The organism is Rubritalea tangerina (assembly GCF_042683245.1).
GTDB classification, from domain to species: Bacteria; Verrucomicrobiota; Verrucomicrobiia; order Verrucomicrobiales; family Akkermansiaceae; genus Rubritalea; species Rubritalea tangerina.
This window is the reverse complement of record NZ_JBHUJB010000036.1, coordinates 41,384-68,210: the sequence shown is the minus strand read 5'-3', so window position 1 is coordinate 68,210 and position 26,827 is coordinate 41,384. Positions and strand designations below refer to the sequence as shown.

Here is a 26,827-nt window from a genome sequence, read left to right as displayed (position 1 = left end):
GGATGGATCGAAGAAGTCGTAAGTCGCTGATGGATAAACTACAGCTCCTTAAGTGAACGCGCATGGCGAGCTGCCTCTTCAAGTGTTCTAAGCTTAGTTTATCTTCATTGCTGCGTTGCGAAGAATGGCCATCACTCAATTCTATTGCATTGATCTGAGATTGAACATTTTTGATCTTAGCCTTAACAGTAGACAAACGCTCTTTTAGATGTTCACTCGTTTCGAGAATGGTTTCATCAAAGAGAGTGATCCCTTCATATTTCGAAAGCAGGCTGTTTCCCTGAGCAATTTTGAACTCAAGGTTCGGCAAAGGATGCGGTTCATCCTCTTCAACAACGAGAGACAACCAGAGGCGTAGTTTTGCGATTTCAACGGCACCTCCATCAAGATCGACACCGTAGATCGAATGTAGGATGGTGTGTTTTTTTAACTCGTAGTAATCAATAGGAACCTTTTTGTGAACTGCGAGCGCGGCACGTGCCTGCACAATCTCATTAAGCATGCCAAGGGGGAATGCTCCAGAACCCACCGCGGGGTCACAGACCTTGATATTTGCGAGCGCAGTATCGACTTCTTCTGCTAATGCACTCAGTGCTCCAGGCATAAGGAGCTTGTAGTCAGTAGATTTGATCTCTCCTCTTTTAATTTGCTCCTGTTTTTCAAAGAAAATTCGATCATTTTCGATGATGCGAGAACCATGGAGAATAAGAAATTCGAAATCTGAGTGAGATACTTGTGTCTGAGTTCTAAAGCTATCTGATAAATACTGGATCAGGCACTGCTGACTCATGTAATGCACGATGGGGCGAGGCGTGTAGAACTTGTCGTTTTGCTTTCTTGCCACAATTCGCTCAAAGACTTTACCCAGCATTTCAGGGTCAACAGCGACTTCCTTCTCCAGTGGCTCACTCTCATTGACCGTGAAGTTATATCGATCAAAAACATCAAGGATACCGTCGCCAGTGTCACCGTCCTTAGTTTTGTTCTCATTCGAAAAAAGGTCATCAGGTAGGCGAACGTGTGTGGTCTCCCAACTGTAATCGTGCATCGGCTCAAATAGGCCACCGTTCAGGAAAGGCATACGGCAATTGAGCCGATCATACATCGCTGCCTCTCCTCGATCTTGCGCCAACGCCGAATAGAATAAAGGTTCAAGAATATCGTCGAAGAAATTCGTCCCCAATTCATGGTGCACTGGGTATTTATGCCGATCTTTGAACAGCTCTTTAAGGAAGCCTTTCGAACCAGTTCCCCATGCTTCGTTTGGTTTTACACCGAACCAACCTTTCTTTTGCAAGAAATAGAGGAATGAAAGTTGCCCCATCGTCTTTTCGGCAAAATTCGCGGTAGAAATCTCTTTTGCCTCAAAATCTTGTTTGATGCTTTCATCTCCTTCGATGAGAGCATCCAGTGCGTCTTTCATTTTGAAGAAGAGTTCTTTGTATTTTTCAAAAAACTCCTTTGATACCGTCTCTACATCGAATGCAGCTTCAAGCTCGGCTAAATTCGGGCTGACATCTGATTGTAGGAAATCCAGAAAACGGCTGGTGACAGTGTGCTTACCCTCGTTTTCCCCAATGAGAAACGACCAGCGCTTCGCTGGAGTGGTCTCGCTAACCATCTTGAGTTTACCTTTTTCTTCATCGTGATGAAAAGAGGTCTCGAACTTCACCAATGACAGTCTCCAATCACTGGAGTCAGGCGAAAGGAAAGCGACAAGAGCAGCGTCTTTATCTCTAGTCTTCAGATACTCCGCGACAAAGTTCCGCTGTGCGGTGCGTGCGCGTTCTAAGGAGCTACCTCTTTTCAGATGGACAATGATGGTATCAATCACATTGCCCTCGGCATCTATGTATTTCCCGATGCGTTTGTAGTGAGAGACGAAAGGCTTAAATGCCTCCTTTATGTAATTCCCACGCACTTCGTTATTACGTCGTTCATAGTCCTTGAAAAGATTACTGATAAACGCGGTGAATTGTGTCTCATCAAAACCACCGCTGAAGGTGTCTTGGGATATTGTTTCGGCTTCTTGCTTATTCATAGCAAATTATTGGTGGAGGAATTGGGAAAGGATAATCTCTTGGGGAGCATTATTGCTTCCAGAGGTCTGTGCGTGTGTAGGCTGGAGGAAGTCTGAAGCGATATTTTTCTTCAGGACGGCGATAACTTTGATAGGGTTGAGAAGGAGCTGTGGATCACCCTCAATGTCTTTGTAGGTCTTAGCTGATACTTTCTTCGGAATACCTCCGGCATCTAACTCCTTAATAACTTTCTCAAGGTAATCTTGCTCGATGTCAGTAAACCCTGAGTAACGGCGTATCTGTTTTTGCTTGAGGAATTTCAGCAATCGCGCCGCATTATCACGGCTACCTCTCTTGCCCTCAAATTCAGTAATTTCCTCGGTTGTAACTTGCTCCAGCTTTTCAGCGTTTTGCTCTAATAGCTGATAATAAAACTGATCTAACATTCCTCGCTTTTGCTTTGGCGAGCAGGAAAGTGCCTGAGCGGTTACGATGAAGTCGATCTCCTCCGAAATCATTTCATCTTCTGCCATCGTTGCTCGGAAAAACTTTTGAAGTCTGCCTTTTCGGAAATAAGTAATAAGAGCTGGCGATACTATTTCTGCGCTCACTTTTCGAGCGGATCGCGACTTTTTGGGTAGTTTCTTGATGCGCTCAAAAAGTGAAGGGTCTTTATCTCTAACCGCTCGAATAGCCTGAAGGTATTTGAGTTCGCTCTCTGCATCTTCCTCTTCGCCTTCAATGGTTTCCTTCGAGATGATTTTAGTAAAGAGGCTGTGAGCTTCAATCTCTTCACCTTCAGTGAGGAGTTTAGCATCAGCACCGAGAAGAGAGATAAAGGCTGCAATCTTAGCTTCGGCGCACTCTTGTAATTTAATCAATTCGTTCGCCTGTTCTGTTGGGAAGAAGGTGTAGGTGTGTATTTTCTTGTGGGTGGTATCGACACGGTTGATACGTCCAACACGCTGCATGATACGTGTCGGGTTCCACGGGATGTCGTAGTTGATGACGACATTGGATTGGTGCAGGTTCGCTCCTTCAGCAAGAACGTCCGTGGTGATAAGAATGTTATAGTCATCTTTCTTATTCTTGGCTTTCGCGTCGAAGTTAGAAATCACGACCTCTCGATCAGCCGCTGAGCTATCACCAGTGAAGCAGATGATCTTTTTCGGGAAAGTTTCTTCCAGTTCACGAGCTAAGTATTCAGCGGTTTCCTTTGATTCGGTGAAGATAATGGATTTCCCTTTCTTCACCGGAGCTTCTACCGCAAGTTTCTCACGAAAAGCGATGACCTTCGGATCACGCTTTACCGTCTGCCACATTTCGTGAATTTCAGTCAGAATGCGTTGATCTTGATCGAGCATTTCCCTGAACTCCTCTGAGAATTCAGAAGCGTCATACCGCTCGGCCTTTTCTTCATCTACTAAGCGGTCAATGCCACCAAAGTCTCCATGCTCAAGGTATTCAAAGATTTTATGAGCATGCTTTTTACTCAAGTAGACGGAGCCTGCGTCATATTGCTCGATAAATTTTTCATAGGAAAAAATGAAGCGTTCCAAGGTCTTTTGGAATGCGTAGAAACTGCTCTCCAATCGCTTCACCAAGAGCATTTTCATGAAACTCATCATGTTTTTCTGGCTCTGTTCTTCCATTGCCGTGATGCCCTTATGGAATAAAAGCGGTGTATAGCGTGCGTATGAAAATGACTGCGTTACCAGCTCGATGGTTCTGAGGAAAATGCGATCTTCATCTTCGTTCAGTTCGTAAAAAACTGGCTGCGGATCAGCCACGGCGGGAAAGCTCATTTTCTGAGCCTTTAGGTCGGAGCCATAGTATTCAATGATCTCACGGCGAGTTCGGCGCACCATGAGATACTTCAAAACTCGCTCACGTATGAGACGGGCATTCTCTTTGTTTGCAGCGATGAACTCTTCGCGATCTTCTTTTCGATCCAAGCCTTTGAGATTGTTATCAAGCTGTCTGAAGAAAGCCTCTAGATCAGTCAAGTTGGGGAGCGTGCTTTGCCTTGCTCGCTGGAAAAGCTTAATTTGGGCGAGAAGGTCGCTCGGCGTGTTGTTGTATGGGGTCGCCGTCACAAGGATGACTTTCTTGCCCTTACAAATTTGAGCAAGTAAGGCGTAGGTATCATTGCCCTCCGATCTGAAACGGTGAGCTTCATCAATGAGAACTACGTCAAAATCACGGTGCTGATCCTTTTCAATAATCGACTTCAACATGCCAATCGAACGGCATTTGTAGTCTCTGGATCGAAACCCAAACTCTCTGAACGCATGTTCCCAACTACCAGTATTATGCTCGTCAATCAGGTGTGGTGGAGCCAGCACTAAGGTCTTCTGGTCAAGCTCTTGGCAGAGCATTGTGCCCATGAAGGTTTTTCCAAGACCAACCACATCCGATAGAAAAACACCGCCGTATTCGTTGATGATTTTCTTAGCATTTAGGACTGCGTGATCCTGATATTGCAGTTCCTTAAATCCTTCGGGGCGAAACTTGGTATCAAGCTCTGTGTCCTGATTGATCTCTTCCTTGAAATACTCGTAGAGGAATTTTAAGTATAGCTCATAAGGCGTGATGTCGTCTCTGAGCCATGTGTCGTTCTTAATGGTCTCAACGTATTTTTCGCTTACATCCACGCCCTTGAGCCAAAGCTCTTCAAACTTGGCTTTCGCAAATTCATAGTCTGAGCGATTTTTCAGCTCTACATTGAATTCGAGGTTTTCGATTAGCCCGTTACGAGTGAAGTTGCTGGAGCCAGTGATTACACGCCCAGCATCACGATCCTCTTCTGGGAACGTCATGATATAGAGCTTTGAATGAATTTTCTCTTCAGGGTAAGCCCGTATCTCCAGCTTGCCGTCCTTCAGCCAATTTGTGAACTTGAGGATGCCTTCCTCAACCACTTGGGTGTTATCACTATTCTCTAACTCGTTCTTAACTTCCTCTGAAAACTCGTCTTTAACCTCTTTGTGCGACTTGATTTTCTGGAGTAGGTCATAGGTTTCGCGGTTGGTGCTAATTCCGATCAGAATTCTCACTTTGTCGGTGCTTTCCAGTGACTCGCTTACAGCGTGAAATCCACTAGTATAAAAGTAACCGACGAGCACATCAAAATACTGAGTATCTTTGATGAGACTGGCGAAGCGACTTTGAAGATCGTCGCCATTTTCGTTTGTGATAAAAGTGAGGTCAGAGGAGTGCATTTCTAAAGTTACAGTGGTCTAAATTTTAATTGGTGATGAGTTCTGCTAGTTCATTGAGTGCGGATACCTTCATCCCTTTTTTCTGGGCTTCGCCACACACTGCATCGACGAAAGGAACGACTACGATCACTTCACAGCGTAGGTTCTCTTGGATGACTTCACAGGTGGCGATGGAGCGATCAATATCTCTGCCAACATTTGCTTTGCATTCGAGAGCCAAGCGTTTGCCTTCCTTCTGAATAAGGAAGTCGGTGGAGTAGATGCCTTCGTAGTGATCGGCTTCGTAATCCACTCCGATTTTATCAAGCTCTCTGGCTACGGATCGTTTGAAGGCAATAGCTTGCGTTTTGCGTTCAATGAACTGCTCTGCTCGCAGTCTTAGAATTTCTTTGTTTGACGCGGCTGAAGCTTCATCCAGCTCTTCATCCAAAAGCTTGGTGCCAGCAAAGGCGGCAACGAGACGACGCTCTTCCTCCTTCGTCTCGCAAAGCACCTGACACATACGCGTGAAGGTGTTTTGACGTGGGCGAGTGACACCGTTCACGATTTTACTGATTGAAGTTGGGCTAAGAGCGATCTTCTCCCCCAGTTCAAATGCTTTTAGGCCACGCTGCCTCATGAGGGCGTGGATTGTTTCACCAAGAATGTTCGAGGTATTATCAGGCATAGAAGTCAGAATTCGGGATGGAGCTATTTGCCTCTATGCAAGGAGCTTTGAGGGCAAACAACATCACGGATTCATGGTTCCTACTTTAAGAATGACCATGCATCAAGTCGATAGTTGCACAAAAGTTAAACAAATTTACCAATTAGTTCATCTTTTACGCGAAAGGCTGTCTGCTGGTTGGTATTAGGCGAGTGTGCGGAAGTCGCCGTCTCTGATGGTGACTCCTTCTTCATCCAGGGATTCGAGCAGTGGCATGATAAACTTCCGTGATGCACCACTTTGTTCACGCAGTTCACTGGCAGTGGCTCGTGTATGGGTGGATAGGTAATCGATGATAGATTGGCGCAGTTTTTGGAAATGGGCTGCATCTAACAACGCCTTAGGGTCGAGCTCGATAATTTGACCTGAGCGGATGAGGAAGGTGAGGGCTTGTTTGGAGGGATCGTCAGGTGCGATTTCGACACGTGGTGGAGGGGTGAGGCCGTGCGTTTGGAATGTTTTGAGGATTTGACTCGCGTAGGGAGCTAGGCGGTCGGGGAGCTCAAGTGAGTGATCCTCATTGGCGATACCATCTTTTTGTTTCGTATAGCCGTTGTTGATTAGTTGTTTTTCGATAGCGTCTAGGAGACCTTCTGGAGCGCCAGCTGCGAGGAGTTGGGTGCGCCAAGTGCCGATGGGCATGGAGGGAGAATCGGTGTTTGAGGCGTGCCACTGATCAATGATGGTGCCAGCGGTTTGGGTGATTTCTTTCCACCAAGGGGGGGCGAGTAGCCAGTCGGCTCTCAGAGTGACTTTTTTTTCTTTGGCTAGCTTCTCGATGGTTTGTTGGGTGAAGTCTTTGGTGAAAGGTATGTTAGTGAGGGGCGAGTGAATGTTTAAGGCAGGCTTTTTTGAGAGTTCGCTGAGGATGAGTGGTCGCAGGGTATCGGGAGCTTCAGCGCGGAGTGTTAGGAACTGGGTGCGTTCTTCTGTTCTGAAGCCACGGGCTTTGGCATCGGCATCAATAATGGTGCCGCCGCCGAGGGTGCCTTGCTGGCCTCCATCACGGATGACAAACCGGTCACCAGTACATGCTGCGATGGGCGACTCTAGTCGAAGTTGGGCAAAGCATTGGTCTCCGAGTTCGAGTGTGCTGCGATCGAGGAGAACGACGCGGGCTCGTGTTCTGCTAGTACCGTGGTGCAGGATGACCGTTTCAGTATTTTTAAGAGCTCTTGTTGTCGCTGACTGGCCAGTGATTGGGCGTCCTTCACGCTGGAGTTTGACGTCTAGGGTGTCAACGGGGCTCAAGTGGTCGGGGAGTGTGAGAAGTGAGCCACGGCTGACGCCTGGCTTACCTCGTTGTTTGAGTGGGAGGTCAGGCAGGTTAAGAGCGGTACGCATGCCACTGACTGAGGCGTCGAGTGATTTGTTATGGTTTTGGACGTTTCTGATGGTGGCGGAGATGTGCTCGGGCAGGCAAGTAAGGGTGTCTCCCTTACGGAGAGCCTGGCCGGTGAGTGTACCGGTGATCACGGTTCCGGTGCCTTTAGGTGAGAAGGCTCTATCGACCGAGAGGCGGGGGATATGGTGTTTGGGGGCAGCTTGGAGGTTCTTAGCGCGGCTGAGGATTTCAGTTTTCAGTGTGTCGATGCCGGCGCCTGTGATTGAGGAGACTGGGATGATGGGAGCGTCTTCGATGGAGGTGCCGAGGATTTCTTCTCGGACGAGCTCGATAGTGAACTCGAGGTCTTCAGCGAGGTCAGACTTGGTGAGGGCAATAATGACATTATCGATCCCGAGGTAGTTGAGGATCTGGAGGTGTTCCTCAGATTGTGGCATCCAGCCGTCATCGGCAGCCACGATGAAGAGGGCGATATCTAAAGCGCCGACTCCCGAGACCATGTTATTGATAAAGTCTGCATGACCTGGCACATCAATGAGGCCGATTTCGAAGTTTTCGAGGGTGAGGTGTGCGAAGCCGAGCTCGATGGTCACACCACGGGATTTTTCTTCAGGGAGTCTATCGGGGTCGGTACCCGAGAGAACCTTGATGAGTGAAGACTTACCGTGGTCAATGTGTCCTGCGGTACCTAAGATGATGTTCATGGTTTGTAGTTCTTAGGAGAAGTGAGCGGAGCTCTGTTAGGTTGTGAATAGGTGGGGGCGCGAGGTTTTTTTCTGTGGGAATTGATTATTCGGAGGGTGTGGGGATAATGCGTGCTTTCTCAAAATCGAAGGGGGTCATTTCGACCGTCACGGTGTCACCAATTTCGAGTGAGTCACGGTATGCTTTATGTTTGAGTTGGGAGTGTCCGAGTGAGGTCTTGCCGTTAGGGAGGGTGACGATAAAGGTTTTACCATCTTCTCTTTTAGCTGTGATGGTGGCGGTGGTACGGATTGGGATATCTTTGTTAGACATAGGGTGATATGTTTAGAGTGATCTGATTAGAGGTGGATATCTTGCCAGGTGACGAGGCTTGCGAGCGGGGCGAAGCCGTCGTGATGCCAGAAGAGGTGTGGGTGTTGTGCCTTACCGAGTTGGCAGATGCGAGCAGGATTGAGTATTTCGACCTCATTGAGCAAGGCTGAAAGTGGCGAGAGTGCGATGGTGCTGAGATATTCTAGTTCAGTGCCGAGGAGGTGTGGGTTTTCTGGCCATGGTTTCACATAGATCGTACGATTTTGTGGGCTGGGGACGAGGGTGGGTGCATTCTCATAGATGACTGTCCAATGGGTACCTTGGGGGCTTTCGTAGAGTTGGAAGTTCTCAGGTTCGATCGCAGCTTGGTAGCGGATTGTTTCACGGAGGTTTCGGATAGCACCACTTTCTGAGAGTGTGAGCCCGGTCCGAGGGTTGGTATGGTGGTAATGCTCCATGGCTTTAGCCAGCATTGGGGCGAAGGCTGCTGCATTTTCTTTAACGTAGATCACGTGGGGGGAGAGGCAGCCTTGTTGGTCATAAAGTGAGGCGTCGACTGCTGCGAGTTGCGCATGTTTGGTGCTGGGTTTGTCAATGAGGGCGAAGCTTATTTTGTGACCATGTGGGATGAAGCGCTGCTGAGGCAGAAGTTGGTTGTGGATATCTGCGATTGCTTGATCGGAGCCAATGGCGATGACGGTATCAGCGGAATGAAGGAGAGGTAGGTCGAGGGTGTCGGTGAAGTTACAGAGGGGTTTGAGGGTGTCGGGGAGATGGTTGTGAAATGTGTAGAGTTCAGGGATTGAGGGGGATTGTGTATCTGATTTGGGCAACTTGACGGTATTTTGGGCACCTACGAGGAGTCCGCGCAGGAGGCTCTGGAGTCCAGCGTGCGGGGTGTTTCCACTTACGATGTGGAGGAGGTGTTTAGGGGGGCGCGCTTTGGTAAGGATATCGCCGACTTGTTGGTAGTCATCGAGTGCTTGGTGATGACCGAGTTCATGCTCTATCCAGTCGAGGAGGTCGTTCGCTGTGAGCTGGCCCAAGAATTCTTGAAAGGGTTGGCAGGCTTGAGCAAGGGCATGGGCGCGTTCTTCAGTGAGCATGGTCATTGGCTAGTTATCGGAAAAGTACACAGGATGTGAGAAATGTCGCCTAGAGTTTTTCTAAACCGAAAGCATCGAAGGGCCTCAGTAGAGATGGGTTCAAGGAAGTAGGGGGGCGCTTATCTAGGGGTATAGGTTTCGAACCAAGTATGCGAGCATTCGGGGCAGAGCCTCGCTTTGGAGGTGCGGCAGAGCGCTCCGCAGGATGGACAGTGATTGGTCTGTCCGGAGAGTCGCTCGAGTGTCCTTTTGTAGAAGGCGTCAGATCCGTCGATTAGATGGGCGGTTACCTCGGGGGAATTATCTAAGCAGCGAGTTTTGAAGAGCATTTTAACCGCAGGGTACTGGCAGAGAGCGATTTTTCTCTCTACCAGAAGGTTGTTCCAAGCAGCCGCTTCAGTTTCAGTTAGGAGGTTTTTATGGCCCTCGAAAAGATAACGGAGCTGGTTTTTCATAGTGGATCACTAGGCTTCTAAGATAGGGAGGAGCTCTTCGAGTTTATAGATGAAGTAGTCAGCGCCTTCTTGAACTTTTGGTCTAGGGGTATAGCCACCGAATCCGATGAAGCTATCGACTTCGGATTGGGTTTCGAGGTCAGAGATGCCATCGCCTACCATGATGGTTTTTTCAGGTGAGAATTCGTTTTTGAGTTGGCGAATGATTTCGGGTTTGCCGCCATTGTAGGTGGTTGGGTAGCTAGAGTCGAAGCGGACATATTGGCCGGCATTATCGAGTTCGAGGGGGACGGCTTCGATGCGTTCGATTTGGAGGAAGGAGGCGAGTGGTTCGATAAGTCGTTTGAAGCCCCCCGAGAGGATGACGATTGTCCAGCCTGCGTCACGTAATTGTTGGAGGGTATCTTGAGCGGTGGGTTCGACGGTATCGATGTAGAGTTGTTCGACTTGGGAGCAGGTAGCGAGGTCTGGCTTGATAATTTCAAGTCTTCTGGCGAAGACTTGGTCGAGTGCTACTTCTCCGTTCATTGCTGCATGGGTAAGAGCTTCAACTTCTTGGAAGACCTCAGGTCCTTTGGCGCGTGCTAATTCGTCGATTCCCTCGATGGACGAGAGGGTGGAGTCACAATCAAAAACGATAAGTTTCATAGTGGTGGGATAGTTAGGGAAGGATTTGGACGGGAGTATTTTCTGTGACAGCATCGAATAGTTCGATGATATCGAGATTACGCATGCGGATACAGCCACAGGAAGAGGGGGAGCCGATCGAGTCTTCATGGTTGGTGCCATGAATGTAGATGTAGCGTTCTTTGGTGTTGAGGTTATTGGGGTCGAGGCCTTCTAACCAGAGGATGCGTGTTGTGACGAGGTCTTGATCTGAGTGGTGTTCAGGGTTCCAGAGATCGACAGCTTTACGGCCTTTGAAGATGGTGTGAATGGGGGCGTCGTGCCCGTGTTTTTCGGAGATGAGAAAATTTCCAGTGGGGGTTTGGTAGGACCCTTCCTCGAAGCCAATGCCATTTTTAGCTGAGGAGATTGGGTAGGAATGGAGCACGACATTTTGCTCCATGAGCTGGAGGGTTTGTTTGTTGATGGAGATGAGAATATGCATCTTTGTCGCGTGCCAGTGGGGGGTTATGGGGAGGGTGGGGTGAGGGCGATGATAGAATTATGCCCGCCCATACCTACGGCAATTTTGAGCAGAGAGCCAAGTGCTTGGGTAGGTTTTTGTGGGAGGGTGAAGGGGGCGTCAGGAGGGGTGAGTGGGAGGTTAGGTGGCAGCAGGCCTTTTCTCAAGTAGTGTGCGAGTATGGTGGTGTCGAGTGCACCACTGGCGCCGACGGTGTGACCAGTGAAGGGTTTGATCGGGTGTAAGGAGAGGGGAGAATGAAGTGGGAGGGCAGTTCTTAGAGCTCGGTCTTCTGCCAATGAATGGAGGTGGGTTCCAGAAGCGTGAGGGCAGATGGCTGTGATTGGGGGAATGGATTGCAGGTCGTTGAGTGCTCGTTGAATACAGCGGCGTAAGCCAGATCCGTCCTCAGGCATGCCAATTGGGGAGTCTGCATCTGAGTTGCACCAATATCCGGCTAACTGGGGAGTGCTAGGGATGTGTTCTTTGCTGAGAACCAAGGCACAGCCTGCTTCACCGGGAAAGAAGCCAGACGTTTCTGGGTGATAGGGATCGTTGATCCCATTGGTGCTGAGCACTCCGGTGTTGATGTAATCTTGGACGATTTCGGCCACTAAGGGAAGTTCGACTCCGAGGACAATGACGTGTTCGACCATGCCGGATTGGAGCATGAGCCACGCCATACCGAGGGCGTCTAGTGATGCGGCACACCCTGATGCGATCGTTTGCCAGGGGCCGGTAATGCCGAGTTCAATACTCACCGCTGAAGCGATTTCTCCATGCATGGAGTTAGAGGCGGCCATTAATTTGAAGGGACGGCGGCCTGGCCAATTGCGCAGCCAAGCATTGCCACGTGAAGAGCCGGCAATGACAGCGGCATTTTTGAGGGCTGAGCCATCGAGACCGGCATCTTTGACTGCTAATTTTGCGCAATGGAGTGCGAGGGCAGATGCTGGCGCCCACTTACGGGATTGTAAGAGACTACGGTCTTGGATCCAAGCTCCCATGAGTGAGCCGCAATTGAGTTCGGAGCCGAGTAGTTGCTGGAGTGGTTGCAGTCCAGTGTGGCCTGCTTCCATGGATGAGGCGTGGGCCTCTAGCGTGGCGCCGAGACTCGATACGGCCGAGAGTCCGGTGATGGAAACCGTCTTATTCAAGGTCGAAGAAGTGGGCTTGGTGGGGAGCCAAGCCTGTAGTTATTGACTCAGTAGCTTAGCCGCAGCAAGGGCTTGCTTCTTTTGCGCAATCCGCTTTAGGAGGCTCTAGGCTAGGATTTGGTTGCTTGGCAGTGAGGCCAAGTTGTTTGATAAGGTTGAGGTCTTTTTGGACACTCGGGTTCTGTGCGGTAAGTAATTTATCACCATAGAAAATAGAGTTAGCCCCAGCGAAGAAGCAGAGAGCCTGACCTTCTTCAGAGATTTGTGTGCGGCCTGCTGAAAGGCGAACCTTGGCCTTAGGAATGGCGATACGTGCGATAGCAATCATACGAACGACATCGAAGATAGTGACTGGGTCGGAGTCGCCTAATGGGGTGCCTGGCATAGGCATTAGGGAGTTGATAGGAACGGATTCTGGTTGAGGGTTAAATTCAGAGATCGTTTCGATCATTTTGAGACGGTCATCGGTGGTTTCACCGAGGCCGAGGATACCACCACAGCAGACGGACATCCCAGCATCTTGCGCATTGCGGATGGTGCGTAGGCGGTCATCATATGTGTGGGTGGTGACGATGTTAGGGTAATGTTCGCGTGAGGTGTCGACGTTGTGGTTGTATGCAGTGACACCTGCTTTTTTGAGGATAACAGCTTCTTCGGGGCCAAGCTCACCGAGAGTGACGCAGACTTCCATTCCGAGTTCGGAAACTTCTTCGATGATGTCTACGACTTGGTCGAAGCGTTTGGTACCTTTACGCACACCCTTCCAGGCAGCACCCATGCAGAAGCGAGTTGAGCCGGAATCCGCAGCTGCGCGAGCGCGTTCCATCACGGCTTCTTTTTCCATCAATCGTTCCACTTGGACCCCTGAGTTGTAGCGTGCTGATTGAGCACAGTAGGAGCAGTCTTCAGAGCAGCCACCAGTTTTGATAGAGAGGAGGGTACAGAGCTGGATCTCATTGTCGCTCCAGTTTGCGTCGTGGACTTCCCGGGATTTTTTAATCAGGTCAAAGAGGGGAAGGTCGTGGAGTACTTTAAGTTCTTCGAATTTCATGAGATTTGATGCAATTGGTGAATGATTGGGTTTATTTGATCCAGCGTCCATTGACGGTTGGCATTTTGCCGAAGCTGAGAGCGGAGTAATCAGTTTTACCTTTGGCTCCAATGAGTCGTGTGCCGGTGGCTTGTTTCCAGTAGCGATTCATACTTTCGCCAGTATAGCAACCCCAGCTTTTACAAATCGCACCTTTGGCGAGTGGTCGGCCGCTGAGGCGTTGGAGGTCGGACTCGTGGAGCCATGCTGCGGATGTGCCGAGGATCTGAGATGAATAGTCTAGCAAAAAGCAGTGCTTATTGGAGTGGCCGAAGTAATGGAAGCTACGGGTTCTGCCGGCTGGGAGTTGGTTAAAGCGGCGGATGAAGTCTTCTCCTGAGTGGACCCAAACGAGTTTTGCTCCACGTTTTTGGGCCTGTTCTTGGATCCAAGTAGTGTAGGGTTTATTATCTTCCTTACCGCGCAGGACGTAGCCTTTTTTATAGACGAACCAAGTGAATCGAGGCGAGCCACCTTCTTGGGCTCGGGTGATGTCCATTTGGAGTGTTGAGGCCCGGATGAAGTTGGCCCACCATGCGTCATGTCGGTCGTTGGGGACTCGGTAATTTTCCCAGTGGCGAAGGGCGGGGCCGCCAGCCAGAATGACGTGTTCGCTGGCTAGGCTAGTGAGAGCTAAACTGATGCTTAGAATAAGGGTACCTATCAGACGCTGCATGCAAGGACAATGGGGGTGAATACGCAGGCTGTGAAGAGTAAAGTGGTGGAGATAGGTGAAGTTTTTTTCGTTAATGGCCGATGGCTTCGATCCGGGCCTTTACGGCGAGATCAAATGCTTCGGCGTCGCCATATCTTTTGATAGAGAATTTGACGCAGCGTCGTTTTCCGGGTTCTGGCGACCAGGTTGCCTGCCAGAAGGTGTAACGCACGCCATTGGTGACGACGGATACTTTAGAGACACCTACGACACCTGAAGAATTTCGGGTAGATCGCTGGCAGATGCGCGCGCGATCTTCGCTTTCTAGGCGGTCGAGAAGGTTGTTTCGCCAAGCTCTGGCAGCATTGAGAGCTTCTTCAGCTCCGCCATGGGGGGCATCGGCAAAGAATTTTGCGTATTTGATGCCGCGTCTTTGGAGGCGGACTTGCCAACCATGCGTGCGAGCGTCCGGGAGGTCGATCCGGGCGATGGCATAGTTGGGTGAGTCATTGGGCATAAGAAAAAATTTAATCAAGCGATGGTGATTGTCAACTAGTGGCTGCATGGAGGGGGAGGGAAAAAATCTCGGCTCTGTGCTTGGCGAGGTGGGGGTGGGTGTTTATGTTGTCGCCCGATGCGCTGTCCCCGATGCCTACAAACGATGCACCTTTCTGCAGAGGAATGCCCGCATTGTGGTCTTGAGTTGGAGCAATTGGATGCGCTCTATGATGGGTTTACGATAGATGTGCGCAAGCCACACGATGCAGCAGGGGTGTTACGGGTGCCTGAGCGCAAGCGCGTAGCGAAGTGGATCGAGAAGGCTGAGCGACGCTTTCCGCAATTGTTTTTTAATGTGGTGACTTGCTCACTGAGTGATGAGCAAAGTTTGCGGTCGTATGGTTTTTGGTTATTGAATCGTGGAGTTTTTGAGGGGATGCCGGAGACGGCACGAGAAGATGGAGGGGTGCTATTACTTATCGATGTCAATCGTAAGGAGGTATGTGTGTTAGTAGGCTATCTATTGGATGCGGCGTTGAAGGAGGAAGAGGCATTTGATGCCTTACTTAACGGGCATCCATACCTGTTAGAAGCGAATTACCTTCAAGCGATAGAAGTGATGTTGGCTGGCGTAGTGAGGTATGTGAAGCGAATGAGGAGGCGTGCGAAGCAATTGGCGAAGAAGTGATGTTGGGGTGGAGGAGAGTTGTATTTATAGTTTTGCTGTTTGCGTGTGAGGCGTTGGCAGCGAAGGCGCCGCCATTGCCGCAATGGAATGCGGAAGATGAGGCAAAGCGTAAGAAGGGGGAGATCGTGGTTGGGATGGCTTTACTTACTGATCGTGCGCCGCAGCAGGGGGACGAGAAGGAGAGCACCCCTCAGGTGGAGGTGATTATTGAAGCCGTGGAAGCAAAGCCAAGCTTGAACCAACATGAACAACTTGGTGAGAATTCTGAGATTTCGGGTCAGCATCTCGGGCATTATTTTGGCGAGAAACCAACGGATAGCTTAGTGGATCCTCAGCAATTGTTGAGTATGCAGGAACGTGCAGATTTAAAGTATGCCTTGGAGTTGCACCACAATGAGTCTGATTTACCGATTTATGTGTATTTGTTTGATGCTGGGCAGCGGGTTCCTAAGGACTATTCTCCTCAGGGAGTCTACGAGAAACTGTTTGGGGAGGATTTGAAGCCAGTTGTGCTGGTGTATTATTATATGGGGGCACCAGAGCGTTCTGAGTTTTTGCTTGCTGGTGGTGCGAGTGATCAAGTTCCGCAATGGCAGGTACGGGAATTATTGTGGAATGCGGCGCACAAGGCGCGTGAAAAATCGGATGTTTTTGATCAACTTGATGGGTTTGTGGGCCAGTTATCGATGCGTTTGTTTTGGATTGAGGAGATATTGAGTGAGTTGATGGTTGTGGTTCCAGTGAAAGCTGTGGTGGATGAAGGCAAGGTTCAGGCTGGTAAAGCTCAGAAGTTGGTGGGGATGATTGAAGAAAGGGTTGGAGAGGGGGTGTCGCCTGTGGTGTTATCCATTCTGGGTTGTCTCGTGGTGATTGGCGGTGGTGGGCTGTATTTGATGAATCGCAAATTAACCTTCCCTGAGAAGCCAAGTTCAGAGCGATTAGGCGGCAAGCGGGGGGCAAAAGCCGGCGGTATTCTTAGTTACCGTAACCCCCGAGTGCCTCCTACTCAGCAAAAAGAGCAGTTCGGGAAAGATTTTTTCTAGGGTGGAGGAACTAACAAAAAGTGAAGCCTTTCACTTATTATAAGTTATATAGAACGAGGTAGGCTGTCATATCGGTTAAAATTTTAAACGAAGGTTTCTCGAATGGTGGCGAAAAAACTTTGCAGTAAGCGGGAGTGGTGACATATTCATCTCGTTCTCGCAAGAGGACAAGACGATCCGATAGGTTCACTGTTCTTTAAGGTTAGGGGGTTTCCTTTAGAATGGTCTAGCGGGTCGTCTTTTTTGTGCTTTGGGGGGACGAATTCTGGAATGGGTGGTTGAATCTTCTTAGTGATTGGGTACTTTGTGTTATTCTAAGGATTCGCAAAGTGATGAGACGCATAGGAAGATTGGTATTGCTACTGGGGATGGTTACAGGGGGAGCTCTGCAGGCAGAACGTTTGTATTTTAATGACAAGAAGGTGCCTGAGACTAGGGATGATCTTATGGCGATCCAATCGGCATTGCAGAAGCATCTGGAGCAAGCGCGCAAAGCAACGGTGTGTATTCAGATGGGGCAGGGGTCTGGGACGGGAGTGATTATTTCTGAGGATGGATTAGTTCTGAGTGCGGCACACGTGGTGACGGGGGTAAAGAAGGAGATGACCGTGGTGATGGAGGATGGCACTGAGTACGAAGCGAAGTCGCTTGGATTGAATGCGGATAATGATGCGGCGATGTTGCAGATTCAGAGTGACGAGAAATTTCCCTTCGTACGCTACGAGAGTGCGAGTGAGTCTGGCAAGCCAAGTACCCAATTGGGTGATTGGGTATTTGCATTAGGGCATTCTGGAGGATTTGATAAGGAGAGGGGCTCGGTGGTGCGTTTAGGGAGACTTGTTAGGGTAGCTAATAGTACGATTCAATCTGACTGCAAGTTGATTGGTGGAGATTCAGGTGGGCCATTATTTGACATGCATGGGACGCTGATTGGGATTCACAGTCGTGTGGGCAAGCAGCTTGCTGAGAACATGCATGTACCGATGCAGGTGTTTCACAAGTATTGGGACAGTATGGAGTCGGGTAAATTTTTGGGTGACGGACCGTTTGCTGAAAAGCCGCAACCTGGTACTGGATTTATGGGGATAGCGGTGAAGGAGGTGAGTGGTGGTCTAGAGGTGACGGCTGTTGAAGAAGGTTATCCAGCTGAGGAGGCAGGTGTGAAAGTTGGCGATATTGTGAAAGCTATCAATGGAGAGGTGGTTACCACTAAAGAGAGCTTAAAGAAAATAATGGGTCAGCTAGCCTCAGGTGACAAAGTTACCATGAGTTTCCTAAGAGAAGGAGCAGATGAGAGTGTAGAGATGAATCTCGTGAAGCGATAAGCCTGTGGACTATAGAAAAGTGATGATAAGAACATTTGGAATGGGGAGTGTGTTAGGTTTCATGGCACTGGTGTCATGTACTCAGCTGGCCTTGATGGCGCAGACGAGTTTGCCAACTGATGAGCGCACGAACGGTAAAGAAGTGAGGGCGGCCTTTGGGCCACAGCGATCTGCGATTCAAGCGAGCAGTGCTGTTTTGTATGATGGTTGGCGCAGTTTCAATTACGGTATTGTGGTGAGTGAGGATGGTTTGATTTTAGCAAAGGGTAGTGAGTTAGAAGAGCGGAAAGACATCGATATTCGCGTGGGTGAGAAGAAATACACCGAAGTAGAGATTGTGGCGCAGAACCCAAGATGGGATGTTGCTCTACTGAAGGTTGATGCCGAAGGGTTGACTCCAGTCTCCTGGGCTGAGAGCAGTGATGTGTCTCAGGGAACTTGGGTAGTTGCTAATGGAGTGACGAGCCGTAGCCTGCGTCGCATTAACGTTGGGATTATCAGTGCAAAAACTCGTGCGGTTGAAGGTAAAGCTCCTGCTGTGCTGGGGATCTCATTCAAGGCAGATAAGGGGTCGTTAGTGATTGAAGAAGTGACTAAAGAGACTGGCGCGGAGGAAGCTGGTATAAAGGCTGGTGATACGATTAAGAAATTCGCTGGTGAGGAAGTGGCGACGCGCGAAGCATTGATAGAGATTATCCGAGACTATTTGCCAGGTGATGAGGTTTTGATTGAATTTGAGCGTGATGGTAGGCGTTTAGAGGTAGAGGTTAGACTGATGGCTCGTGACGAGGCCTACAAGGAAAGTGGGTCTCGGAATGACGCAATGAGTGGTGATTTTTCAAAGAGACGGGATAGTTTCCCGCGTGTGTTGCAAACTGATATCCCCTTCAGTGCTAGGACTATAGGTGGACCCTTACTCACACTCGATGGGAAATGTATCGGTATGAATATCGCTCGTGCAAACCGGGCAGAGAGTTTTGCTATTCCCGTTGAGGATCTTAAGAAATTGTTAGTTGAATTAAAGAAAGAGGGTGAAGATTAAATAAGCCTCTACACGAAAAAGGCTCCACATGGGTGGAGCCTTAAATTTTTATGAGACTGATGTGTAGGGATTAAACGATGATGGTTTGTTCGCGTTCAGGACCATTGCCGATGAAGCTCACGGGTGCACCTACGAGTTCGCTTAGGCGATTGAGGTAATTTTTAGCATTCTCGGGAAGGTCATCCCAGCTGCGGGCTTTGGTGGTATCAGTTTGCCAGCCTGGGAGTTCTTCGTAGATTGGAGTAGCTTTCTCCCAGCCTGAACGGGCTGCTGGTGGGAACTCATGGCGTTCGCCATCGATATCGTAAGCGACGCAGATCTTGAGAGTTTCTTTTTCATCAAGTCCGTCGAGAATAGTGACAGCGAGGTCAGTGACGCCATTGACCATGACAGCCATGCGCAGAAGAACGGTGTCGAGCCATCCACAGCGGCGCGGGCGGCCAGTGGTGGCACCAAACTCCATGCCTTTGGAGTGGAAGTAGTTTGTGATTTCCTCGTTTTCAGTTGGCATGGCACCGGAGCCGACGCGTGTGGTGTAGGCTTTACAAACACCAATCACACGATCGATAGCTGTGGGTGGAAGGCCAGAGCCTGTACATGCACCACCAGCAGTGGTGTTAGAAGATGTGAGGAATGGATAGGTACCGAAGTCGATATCGAGCAATGAGCCTTGAGCACCTTCGAAGAGGATCGTTTTTTTCTCTTTCCAAGCTTTGTGTAGAGTAGGGATCACGTTGGTAACGTGAGGAAGAAGTCTGGCGATAGCTGGGCGAACTTCATCAAGGACCTGGTCGGTAGTGAAGGTCGGTAAACCGTGGCGCGCGAGAGTTTCATTGGCTTCTTGGAGGCGGATGTCAATGAGTTCGCGTGCGGTCGCTTCATCAGTAAAGTCTGCGAGACGTAGGCCAATTCTGTTAGCCTTATCTGCGTAGGTTGGGCCGATACCGCGTTTGGTGGTACCGATCTTGTTTTTACCGAGAGCAGCTTCACGAGCGGCATCGAGTTCTCTATGGTAGGGCAAGACGACGTGTGCGCGGTCGGAGATGAGGAGTTGTTCAGGGCTGACAGTGATGCCTTGTTCCTCGAGGGTGGTGATTTCTTTGCAGAGACCCACTGGATCCATGACGACGCCATTGCCGATCACACAAGTTTTATCACCCCAGAGTATGCCTGAAGGTACGAGGTGAAGGATGTACTTTTTGCCATTGGCAATGACAGTATGTCCAGCATTGTTGCCACCTTGGCCGCGTGCTACAAGGTCAGCAGACTCCGTTAGGTAGTCTACGATTTTGCCTTTGCCTTCGTCGCCCCATTGGAGGCCACAGATGATGGTATTCATATGAATTATTTTTTAGAAATGGAGAGGCTTTCTTGGATAGTTGCAAACATGCGTTCAGCCTCTTTACTGTGTTGGAGTGCCATTTGAGTGATGACACATATCGTGTCGCCATCCTTCTGGAAGGTGAAGAGGAGCGACTCGCTAGGAATATTGTTTTTACTGAATAGTATATAGCTACCACTGCGAGCTTCCCCGAAGAGGGTGCGAGTGGCTGACTTGTGTTTGAGCTCGGTGGCGTTTTTTTCAAACTGCTTGAGCAAACTTTCGGTCATCATTGAGCGAAGTTGCTCGGGAGTGATAGATTTCCCATAGTTTTGCAGCATGAAGAGGCTACCGTTGGCATTCTCGACACGTACGGTCTTTATTTTATCACCAGTGACAGTGACTTTTTCAGCTTCGCTGTGTTGGAAGCTGAAGCCGTGATCATCGTACGTCTGTTGGGCTTGTGACACGAGGAGTGTGCAAGCCCAGACAGATAGAGTGATGATAGTGGAACGTAGCATGGATACTTCCAGAGAAGGCCGATTTGTTGTTAGCCTTCGAACTGATCGATCATCTCAGCAAATTCATCAAAGAAGTACTTGGCGTCATTTGGGCCAGGTGCAGCTTCTGGGTGATATTGCACTGAGAATGCTGGGAATGTTTTGTGGCGGAAGCCTTCGACAGTATTGTCGTTGAGGTTGATGTGAGTGATTTCGACATCATCCGGAAGGGACTCAGGGTCGGTGGCGAAGCCATGGTTCTGAGCAGTGATAGAGATTTTGCCAGTACGGAGGTCTTTGACGGGTTGGTTGCCGCCGCGGTGACCAAACTTAAGTTTGTAGGTGGTACCACCGAAGGCGTGTGTCAGGATTTGGTGGCCAAGGCAGATACCGAAGATTGGTTTTTTGCCGAGTAGCTTTTTCACCTCTGCGTGAATGTAGTCGAGTGCAGCTGGATCACCAGGTCCATTGGACAAGAAGATGCCATCAGGGTTGAGGGCAAGTACCTCTTCTGCTGTGCTACGTGAGTTTACGACTTCGATGTCGAAGCCTGCTTGGCGCATGCTACGGAGGATGTTGTACTTGATGCCGAAATCGAAGGCGACGAGCTTATACTTTGCTGGAGCGAGTTCTTCGTAGTATCCCTCACGGTTTTGTGACGGACTAGGAATGTTCCAAAGACGGGACTCACCATCCCAGTGGTAATTTGCTTCGGTGGAGACTTCTTTTACGAAATCAGAACCTTCCATTGGTGGGGCATCTTTGGCTGCCTGGATGGCTTCTTCTGCTGTGAGCTCAGTTGAGATGCAGCAACGCATTGCACCTGCGGTGCGGAGATGTTTGGTTAGGGCGCGAGTGTCGATACCTTCGATACCAATGATTTGATGTTCTGTGAAGTATTCATCAAGTGTTTGGCGGGATCTGAAGTTAGAAGCTACAGGAGAGAGCTCACCGATCACGAGGCCGCGTACGTGCGGTGATTTTGATTCGGCATCTTCAGGATTGATTCCGTAGTTGCCTATCAAGGGATAGGTGAGTGTGACGACTTGGCCGCGGTATGATGGATCTGTAATAATCTCTTGGTAGCCAGTCATTGAGGTGTTGAAACAGATTTCCCCAGTGCTGGTTCCAGTGCGACCAAAGGCTTCACCTTCAAAGGTGCGGCCGTCTTCAAGTGCGAGTATGGCTTTGTTCGTAGCTTTCATAGGCGCCGTAGCTGGCGCACCCTAGGGGGCAAGTTCCGAGCATGCAAGCGGGAAGTAAGGTGATTTTTCAGAATCTGAGGGAGCTTTGGAACGAGGGGCTGAGAAAGGCCGAGATATCAAGGTTTTGCCGCACTCTAGTCGAGAAAAAAACTCGATATAGCAGTCCAAAAGTGTGGGGTTGCGGCACCGACTGGGCACATTTTTGTTTTAGTCAGATTAATTTTGGCCACTTTGTCAGTGAGGTGTGGTTGGGTGTGGGCGCGAGCATTCCGTGTGCTGGCTATGCTGAGCTGACAATGATTTTGTATACCCACAAGGACACGAAAACAATCGCGGTGAGCAAGAGGATGAAGAGAAGAGCGCTGCGAGCTTGGTGGCGTCGTTCATTCTTGAGTTCGCCTTTTGTGAGACGGTTCGCAAAATCATTTTCACGGCGCCTTTGAGTAAGCTCATCAGGTGCCGGCATGGTTTGCAGTCTTTCTTGCTCTTCTTGCTGCAGCTTTTCAGGGGCTTCTTTGATGAAGCTTTGGAGTTCTTCAATTTGTGCTTGAAGAGCTTCTTTTTGACGCTCGATTTCCGCGAAATCCTGAGCCTTCTTTTTGGATCCGAACATTTAGGGGGATCTTAATGGTAGAGGTAGAGAGCGTAAGCAATGGCTGCTGCAATGATCAGCGGTAGGTTAAAGGCTAGGCCTTGTCTAAAGTTGGCTGAGAACTCACTGGTGTTAGCCGGATTTTTCTTTTGTTTCTTTTGAGCCGGAGTGAAGACGCCAGCCCGACGGCCACCTTTGAAGTGCTCCATGGCTTCTTCGTATTCATCTTCAGCGTGGTCGAGCATAGAGATGGCTCGGTTAAGCTCTAACTTAAGCTCGTCTTTGCTCCATGACTGAGGTGTCAACTCGTCGATTTTCTTTTGGTGCTCAGCGAAGCATTGGCGGGTTTGCTCCAAGTCTTCCATTTCTTGGCGCATTTCAAAAAGCTCACGATCGATTGCTGTGAGTGAGGATGCTAAGCGTTCGCTGATGTCAGTTTGGCCCAGAAGAAATTCTTCTTTGCGTTCATTGAGTTCTTCGAGCTCGCGTTTTTGTTGTTCAATAAACTCTTGTTGTTGCTGTAGCTGCTCGAGTTGTTGTTGAGCGGCTACGAGTTTCCCTTCGAAGTCCTCAGCGAGTGGAGATGAGCCTACGGGGCTGTCTGCCTTCATTTCCATTTGAGTGACATTCAGGCGCTGGGGGCGAGTTTCAGTGAGACGGGACATGATTGGTTCGGAAAGCTGCGAGTTCTACCACCTTGCTATAGCAAAGCGGAGGAACTTTGGCTAGGTAATTATTTAATTTTTCTTGACTAATCCCTTGTGGCTTAGTCGCGGCTGGAGGGTGGGTGATGGTGGTGACAAAAAAAGTACGGATCGTTCCTTGCATGAGGAAGTGAAGACCGTATGTTAGAGCACTATGTTATTACCTGACTACCTGAGTGAAGAGATAATGTTGAATCCTGAGAAGCGAGAGTTTCCGCAATTTTCTGTTCGTAAATTGATGAGCACGGTATTTGAGCCAACGGCGGGGTGTCGGGTTTGTATATTGGTAGATTTTGATGAGCCGCAGAAGTGGATCAAGGATTTTGCCTTTTTGGAAGTGAGTGAGTTTAGTGTGCAGCGCAAGGCCTATGAGAATTTCTACCAGACCTTTAAGGATGGAGTGATGGAGGAGTTAGGGATGCATGGTGGGGAGATGTTTTCTTATTATTGCACGCACGGTTCGAACTTGGATTTGAGGGATGAATGTTTCAACACAGCGGGTGAGCAACTTTCTTTGGATCGTGATATCTATCCTCATTACGACATCATTCTCTGTATTTCTACGTGGAGTGCTACGGCTCCATTGACTGCGAAATGTAAGCAATACGGTTTCCGAGGTGCAACGATGCACGGTATGAATGATATCATTCTCAATTCTGGATTAGCAGTGGATTACGATGAAGTGAGTGCTGATGCTGAGAAAGTGCGTTTGGCGATGACTCAGGCAGATTCCATTGAGATTGATTTCACATTAGAGGATGGGCGAGTTCTGACAGCGTGGTTAGGATTAGATGGGCAAGAGGCTCAGAAGTCGCATGGTTTATGTAAGGGGAAGGCCCCGGACGTTGCGAATCTTCCAGCAGGAGAAGTATATTTTGTGCCCTGTGACGCCCGTGGCGAGTTTCCGATGAAATATGAGGATGGAACCCTAGGGGTTCTGACGGTGGTGGATCGGAATATTGTGAAATCTACTTTGATTGAGGGAAATCAATCGACCATTGATGAGCACAACGCTCGTCTAGCCGATGATCCGATGACCGGGACTCTGGGGGAGCTAGGGTTTGGGACACAGGTTCTACCTGTCTCAGGACAGGATATCCAAGATGAGAAAGTCTTGGGGACGTGTCATCTCGCTACAGGTAGGGATGACCATCTGGGGGGGGACATTGTGCCCGAGATGTTTAAGAAGCATGAGAATAGCACGCATGACGACATTTTATTTGCACCGCACAAGACTCCGAATTTTGACATCAGTGAAGTGAGGATGAAGCGTGGCGATCAGGAAGAGGTGATTATTCAGCACTTCCGTCCGAGTGAGTACATCATGAATGCTCTCTGTAGTTAGTAATTTTATATTGAACCACAGATCACACGGAATTTCACAGAAAGTCATTGTGGATTCCGTGTTTTCTGTGACTTCTGTGGTTAAAAAGGTTTAATTATGCAGGATTACGAATCAGATAAGTTACTAAACGAGTATTTGTTAATGCACTATGGCACGAGTGAGGAACGGATGCCGTGGGTGATTGGTGGGTTAGGCGCGTTAGATTTTGTGAGTCGGACAGTGGAATTTTTTACAGCAAAGCGTGTTCGATTGAGCCTAGATTTGGGCTGTGCTGTTGGGAGGTCTAGCTTTTTATTATCCAAGACATCTGAGAAGGTGATTGGGATCGATTTTTCGCAAAGTTTTATAGATGCAGCTAATACGCTGAAGGAGAGGGGGAGCTTGGCGTATCAGATCCAAGAAGAGGGAGATCGTTATACTGAGAGTGAGGCTTTATTGCCAGATGGAGTGAAGCCTGAGCGAGTGAGTTTTGCTCAAGGCGATGCGCTTGCATTGCCGGAGGGATTTAAAGGTTTCGACCGAGTGCATGCCTCTAATTTATTATGTCGACTTCCCGACCCAAAGGCATTTCTAGACCGGCTTCCAGATTTGTTAGGCGAGGGTGGTGAGGTAGTATTGGCGACACCATTCTCGTGGTTAGAGCAATACACACCCAGAGATAAATGGCCTGAGGGCGATAGCTGGGAGTGGTTGCAGGAGCAAATGCGAGAGCGTTTTGAGCTGATCCACGAAACGGATGAGAGTTTCATCATTCGTGAGCACGGCCGAAAATTCCAACTCGGAGTGTCGAAGATTAGTGCATGGCGGAAGCGGAGGTGATTCTAGGCAAGTTCGGCCATCATCTCCTGAGCTAGGCGGTAGCCTCTCTTCTCGCTTTTGACGTCATTGGATTGTGCGAAGAGAGCTTCTATTTTTTGGCAACCTCTTGAGCAGAGGTAATGGATGGTGGAGAGCGAATGCTTGGGGTTTTTCTGCAGGAGGCTATCAGTGCGGGATACGGCACAGCTCATGGCAAAGAGTTCGGTGGCTATGTCGACATAGCATCCCAGGAGGAGTTGGCGTTTTTCAAGTTTTGGCCCATTTAGGACCATGGCATGGAAGAGGCAACGTGAGAGCTTGCGTGCATATTTTTCGATATGTTTGAAGTGGCGTTTGAGGCGGGGATGGGTGCCAACAGGGACCTCGAGAGTGAGTGGCAGCCAGCGTAGGGGGTACCACAGCGCGTAATGGAGACCAGCTTTCAGAGCAGCAATGAGGCGCACGCTCATCGAGTTTCGTGTATCGATAGCGGCAGCACCGCGTCTGAGGTGTGGGTCGAGGGCTTCACGTGCGATAAAGAGTTTCATGATTTCACTGGAGCCTTCAAAGATCGTGTTGATTCGGCAGTCACGCATCATGCGTTCTATTGGGTCTGGAGATTCCCCGCGGTTTTTGAGTGAATCTGCAGTCTCGTAGCCGCGGCCTCCTTTGAGTTGCATGGTTTGATCGACACCTCTCCACGCGGCTTCAGTGCCCCATAGTTTGGCCATTGCGGCCTCGATACGAATGTCCGCGTTTTTGTCGCGATCGACCAATGCGGAGACGTAAAGGACCATTGATTCCGTGGCGAAGTGATCGGCTTTGAGATCTGCGAGTTTGGATGCTATGGCTGCATGTTTGCCAATGGCGCAGCCCCACTGTTCTCTATTTTTTGCCCAGTTCAGGGAGATATCGAGGCAGGTTTTGAGGGCTCCGGAGCAAGCTGCTGGTAAGGTAAGTCTGCCTGTATTGAGGGTGGTCAAGGCTACCTTGAGCCCTTTACCAACACCGGCAACAATGTGTTTCTTGGGGACCTTGACATTGGTGAATTTGATCACACCATTGTATAAAGCTCGCAGGCCCATGAAGTGGCAACGCGTTACGATTTCTACACCTGGGGCGTTTGCGTCCACAATGAATGCGGTTGAAGCGTAGGGTTTTTCAGGTGTCGGGGTTTTAGCCATGACCACGATGTGAGAAGCTTTGAGTCCGTTGGTGCACCAAAGTTTTTCACCATTGAGGAGGTAGTGCTCACCATCGTCTGATGGGCTGGCGAGGGTTTGCATTTTTGCGGGGTCAGAGCCGACATCTTTTTCAGTGAGAGCAAAGGCTGAGACTTGGCCATTTGCGAAGAGTGGGAGGAAGGATTCTTTTTGCTCATCAGTCCCGAAGACGATCAAAGGTTGGGGGACTCCGATGGACTGGTGTGCTGATAGGAGTGCTGTTAGGTTGCCGCAGTGAGCGCCCAGGACCGCAGCGGCGCGGGAGTAGTTTGTTTGTGAGAGACCGAGTCCACCGTATTTTTTGGGTATTTTGATTCCGAAGGCACCGAGTTGGGCGAGTCCGTGGAAGACTGAGTCAGGAATTTCACCTTCTCTATCGATGGTATCAGGGTCTGTATGATGGATGAGAAATTCCTTTAGTTTGGCAATGAATGCGTCTCCTTCCGATTTGTCGTCATGCGCTTGTTCAGGGAAAGGAGAGATTCGAGATAGTTTAGGGAAACCCATGAAGAGAGAACCTGCAAAGCCGCTGATTTCACGGACATCTCTGGAGTCTTCGGCCATTTCGAGAGCTGCGCGTTGGCCAGCGCTCATGTTTGAAGTGTCTATGATGCTATTCTTTGGCATGGTCTTTGATGGGC

General features: G+C 49.4%; 25 protein-coding genes. 6 read left to right on the top strand and 19 right to left on the bottom strand.

Annotation, left to right across the window (positions count from 1 at the left end):
- From ACFSW8_RS09375 to ACFSW8_RS09315, 13 genes are all read right to left on the bottom strand, one after another.
- On the bottom strand, window positions 1-2,041 hold a 2,041-nt coding region (locus tag ACFSW8_RS09375), incomplete at its 3' end, for an Eco57I restriction-modification methylase domain-containing protein (protein WP_377178055.1).
- Window positions 2,042-2,047: 6 nt separating this feature from the next.
- Window positions 2,048-5,242 (bottom strand): helicase-related protein, encoded by a 3,195-nt coding sequence (locus ACFSW8_RS09370; protein WP_377089396.1) that lies wholly within the window; start codon window positions 5,240-5,242, stop codon window positions 2,048-2,050.
- A 25-nt stretch (window positions 5,243-5,267) separates the two neighbouring features.
- Complete coding sequence (locus tag ACFSW8_RS09365) at window positions 5,268-5,909, bottom strand: helix-turn-helix domain-containing protein (protein ID WP_377089397.1); 642 nt, start codon at window positions 5,907-5,909, stop codon at window positions 5,268-5,270.
- Between the two features lie 183 nt (window positions 5,910-6,092).
- A complete protein-coding gene (gene selB / locus ACFSW8_RS09360) occupies window positions 6,093-7,997 on the bottom strand; it encodes a selenocysteine-specific translation elongation factor (RefSeq protein ID WP_377089398.1) in 1,905 nt (634 codons plus the stop codon).
- A gap of 85 nt (window positions 7,998-8,082) precedes the next feature.
- On the bottom strand, window positions 8,083-8,310 hold the full coding sequence (locus tag ACFSW8_RS09355) for a translation initiation factor IF-1 (RefSeq protein WP_377089399.1): 228 nt from the start codon (window positions 8,308-8,310) through the stop codon (window positions 8,083-8,085).
- A gap of 26 nt (window positions 8,311-8,336) precedes the next feature.
- Window positions 8,337-9,416, bottom strand: coding sequence for an acyl-CoA reductase (locus ACFSW8_RS09350; RefSeq protein ID WP_377178053.1), 1,080 nt, complete (start codon window positions 9,414-9,416; stop codon window positions 8,337-8,339).
- A gap of 119 nt (window positions 9,417-9,535) precedes the next feature.
- Entirely contained in the window at window positions 9,536-9,871 is a 336-nt protein-coding gene (locus ACFSW8_RS09345) for a hypothetical protein (protein ID WP_377089401.1), read from the bottom strand.
- 9 nt (window positions 9,872-9,880) lie between these two features.
- Window positions 9,881-10,519, bottom strand: a complete 639-nt coding sequence (locus ACFSW8_RS09340; RefSeq protein ID WP_377089402.1) for an HAD-IB family phosphatase — start codon at window positions 10,517-10,519, stop codon at window positions 9,881-9,883.
- 13 nt (window positions 10,520-10,532) lie between these two features.
- Complete coding sequence (locus tag ACFSW8_RS09335) at window positions 10,533-10,982, bottom strand: L,D-transpeptidase family protein (RefSeq protein WP_377089403.1); 450 nt, start codon at window positions 10,980-10,982, stop codon at window positions 10,533-10,535.
- Window positions 10,983-11,005: 23 nt separating this feature from the next.
- Window positions 11,006-12,157: a beta-ketoacyl synthase N-terminal-like domain-containing protein gene (locus ACFSW8_RS09330; RefSeq protein WP_377089404.1), complete on the bottom strand. Its 1,152-nt coding sequence runs from the start codon at window positions 12,155-12,157 to the stop codon at window positions 11,006-11,008.
- A gap of 55 nt (window positions 12,158-12,212) precedes the next feature.
- Window positions 12,213-13,208, bottom strand: coding sequence for a biotin synthase BioB (gene bioB / locus ACFSW8_RS09325; protein WP_377091482.1), 996 nt, complete (start codon window positions 13,206-13,208; stop codon window positions 12,213-12,215).
- A 31-nt stretch (window positions 13,209-13,239) separates the two neighbouring features.
- Window positions 13,240-13,923, bottom strand: coding sequence for a hypothetical protein (locus ACFSW8_RS09320; RefSeq protein ID WP_377089405.1), 684 nt, complete (start codon window positions 13,921-13,923; stop codon window positions 13,240-13,242).
- A 70-nt stretch (window positions 13,924-13,993) separates the two neighbouring features.
- A complete protein-coding gene (locus ACFSW8_RS09315; protein ID WP_377178051.1) occupies window positions 13,994-14,419 on the bottom strand; it encodes an AP2/ERF family transcription factor in 426 nt (141 codons plus the stop codon).
- A 144-nt stretch (window positions 14,420-14,563) separates the two neighbouring features.
- Here ACFSW8_RS09315 and ACFSW8_RS09310 point away from each other — a divergent pair, with 144 nt between their 5' ends.
- From ACFSW8_RS09310 to ACFSW8_RS09295, 4 genes are all read left to right on the top strand, one after another.
- Window positions 14,564-15,088 carry a TPM domain-containing protein gene (locus ACFSW8_RS09310; RefSeq protein ID WP_377089408.1) on the top strand — a complete coding sequence of 175 codons (525 nt, stop codon included), beginning with the start codon at window positions 14,564-14,566 and terminating at the stop codon, window positions 15,086-15,088.
- Between the two features lie 32 nt (window positions 15,089-15,120).
- Entirely contained in the window at window positions 15,121-16,131 is a 1,011-nt protein-coding gene (locus ACFSW8_RS09305; protein WP_377089409.1) for a hypothetical protein, read from the top strand.
- 332 nt (window positions 16,132-16,463) lie between these two features.
- Complete coding sequence (locus tag ACFSW8_RS09300; protein WP_377178049.1) at window positions 16,464-17,456, top strand: S1C family serine protease; 993 nt, start codon at window positions 16,464-16,466, stop codon at window positions 17,454-17,456.
- Window positions 17,457-17,478: 22 nt separating this feature from the next.
- Window positions 17,479-18,498: a S1C family serine protease gene (locus tag ACFSW8_RS09295; protein WP_377178047.1), complete on the top strand. Its 1,020-nt coding sequence runs from the start codon at window positions 17,479-17,481 to the stop codon at window positions 18,496-18,498.
- A 70-nt stretch (window positions 18,499-18,568) separates the two neighbouring features.
- Here ACFSW8_RS09295 and ACFSW8_RS09290 read toward each other — a convergent pair whose 3' ends face one another.
- The 5 genes from ACFSW8_RS09290 to ACFSW8_RS09270 form a co-directional block, all read right to left on the bottom strand.
- The gene (locus ACFSW8_RS09290) at window positions 18,569-19,837 is read right to left on the bottom strand and encodes an adenylosuccinate synthase (protein ID WP_377089412.1); all 1,269 of its coding nucleotides are present in this window, start codon (window positions 19,835-19,837) and stop codon (window positions 18,569-18,571) included.
- Window positions 19,838-19,842: 5 nt separating this feature from the next.
- Complete coding sequence (locus ACFSW8_RS09285) at window positions 19,843-20,340, bottom strand: hypothetical protein (RefSeq protein ID WP_377089413.1); 498 nt, start codon at window positions 20,338-20,340, stop codon at window positions 19,843-19,845.
- 29 nt (window positions 20,341-20,369) lie between these two features.
- On the bottom strand, window positions 20,370-21,524 hold the full coding sequence (carA, locus tag ACFSW8_RS09280) for a glutamine-hydrolyzing carbamoyl-phosphate synthase small subunit (RefSeq protein WP_377089414.1): 1,155 nt from the start codon (window positions 21,522-21,524) through the stop codon (window positions 20,370-20,372).
- A gap of 280 nt (window positions 21,525-21,804) precedes the next feature.
- Window positions 21,805-22,137: a hypothetical protein gene (locus ACFSW8_RS09275; RefSeq protein ID WP_377089416.1), complete on the bottom strand. Its 333-nt coding sequence runs from the start codon at window positions 22,135-22,137 to the stop codon at window positions 21,805-21,807.
- A gap of 11 nt (window positions 22,138-22,148) precedes the next feature.
- Entirely contained in the window at window positions 22,149-22,781 is a 633-nt protein-coding gene (locus ACFSW8_RS09270) for a hypothetical protein (protein WP_377089417.1), read from the bottom strand.
- Window positions 22,782-22,974: 193 nt separating this feature from the next.
- Between ACFSW8_RS09270 and ACFSW8_RS09265 the strand changes: the two genes are divergently transcribed.
- Complete coding sequence (locus tag ACFSW8_RS09265) at window positions 22,975-24,165, top strand: M29 family metallopeptidase (protein WP_377089420.1); 1,191 nt, start codon at window positions 22,975-22,977, stop codon at window positions 24,163-24,165.
- Window positions 24,166-24,261: 96 nt separating this feature from the next.
- Window positions 24,262-24,984, top strand: a complete 723-nt coding sequence (locus ACFSW8_RS09260) for a putative 4-mercaptohistidine N1-methyltransferase (protein ID WP_377089421.1) — start codon at window positions 24,262-24,264, stop codon at window positions 24,982-24,984.
- Window positions 24,985-24,986: 2 nt separating this feature from the next.
- On the opposite strand, the gene ACFSW8_RS09255 is transcribed toward ACFSW8_RS09260, so the two are convergent.
- On the bottom strand, window positions 24,987-26,813 hold the full coding sequence (locus tag ACFSW8_RS09255; RefSeq protein ID WP_377089422.1) for an acyl-CoA dehydrogenase family protein: 1,827 nt from the start codon (window positions 26,811-26,813) through the stop codon (window positions 24,987-24,989).
- Window positions 26,814-26,827: the final 14 nt, after the last annotated feature.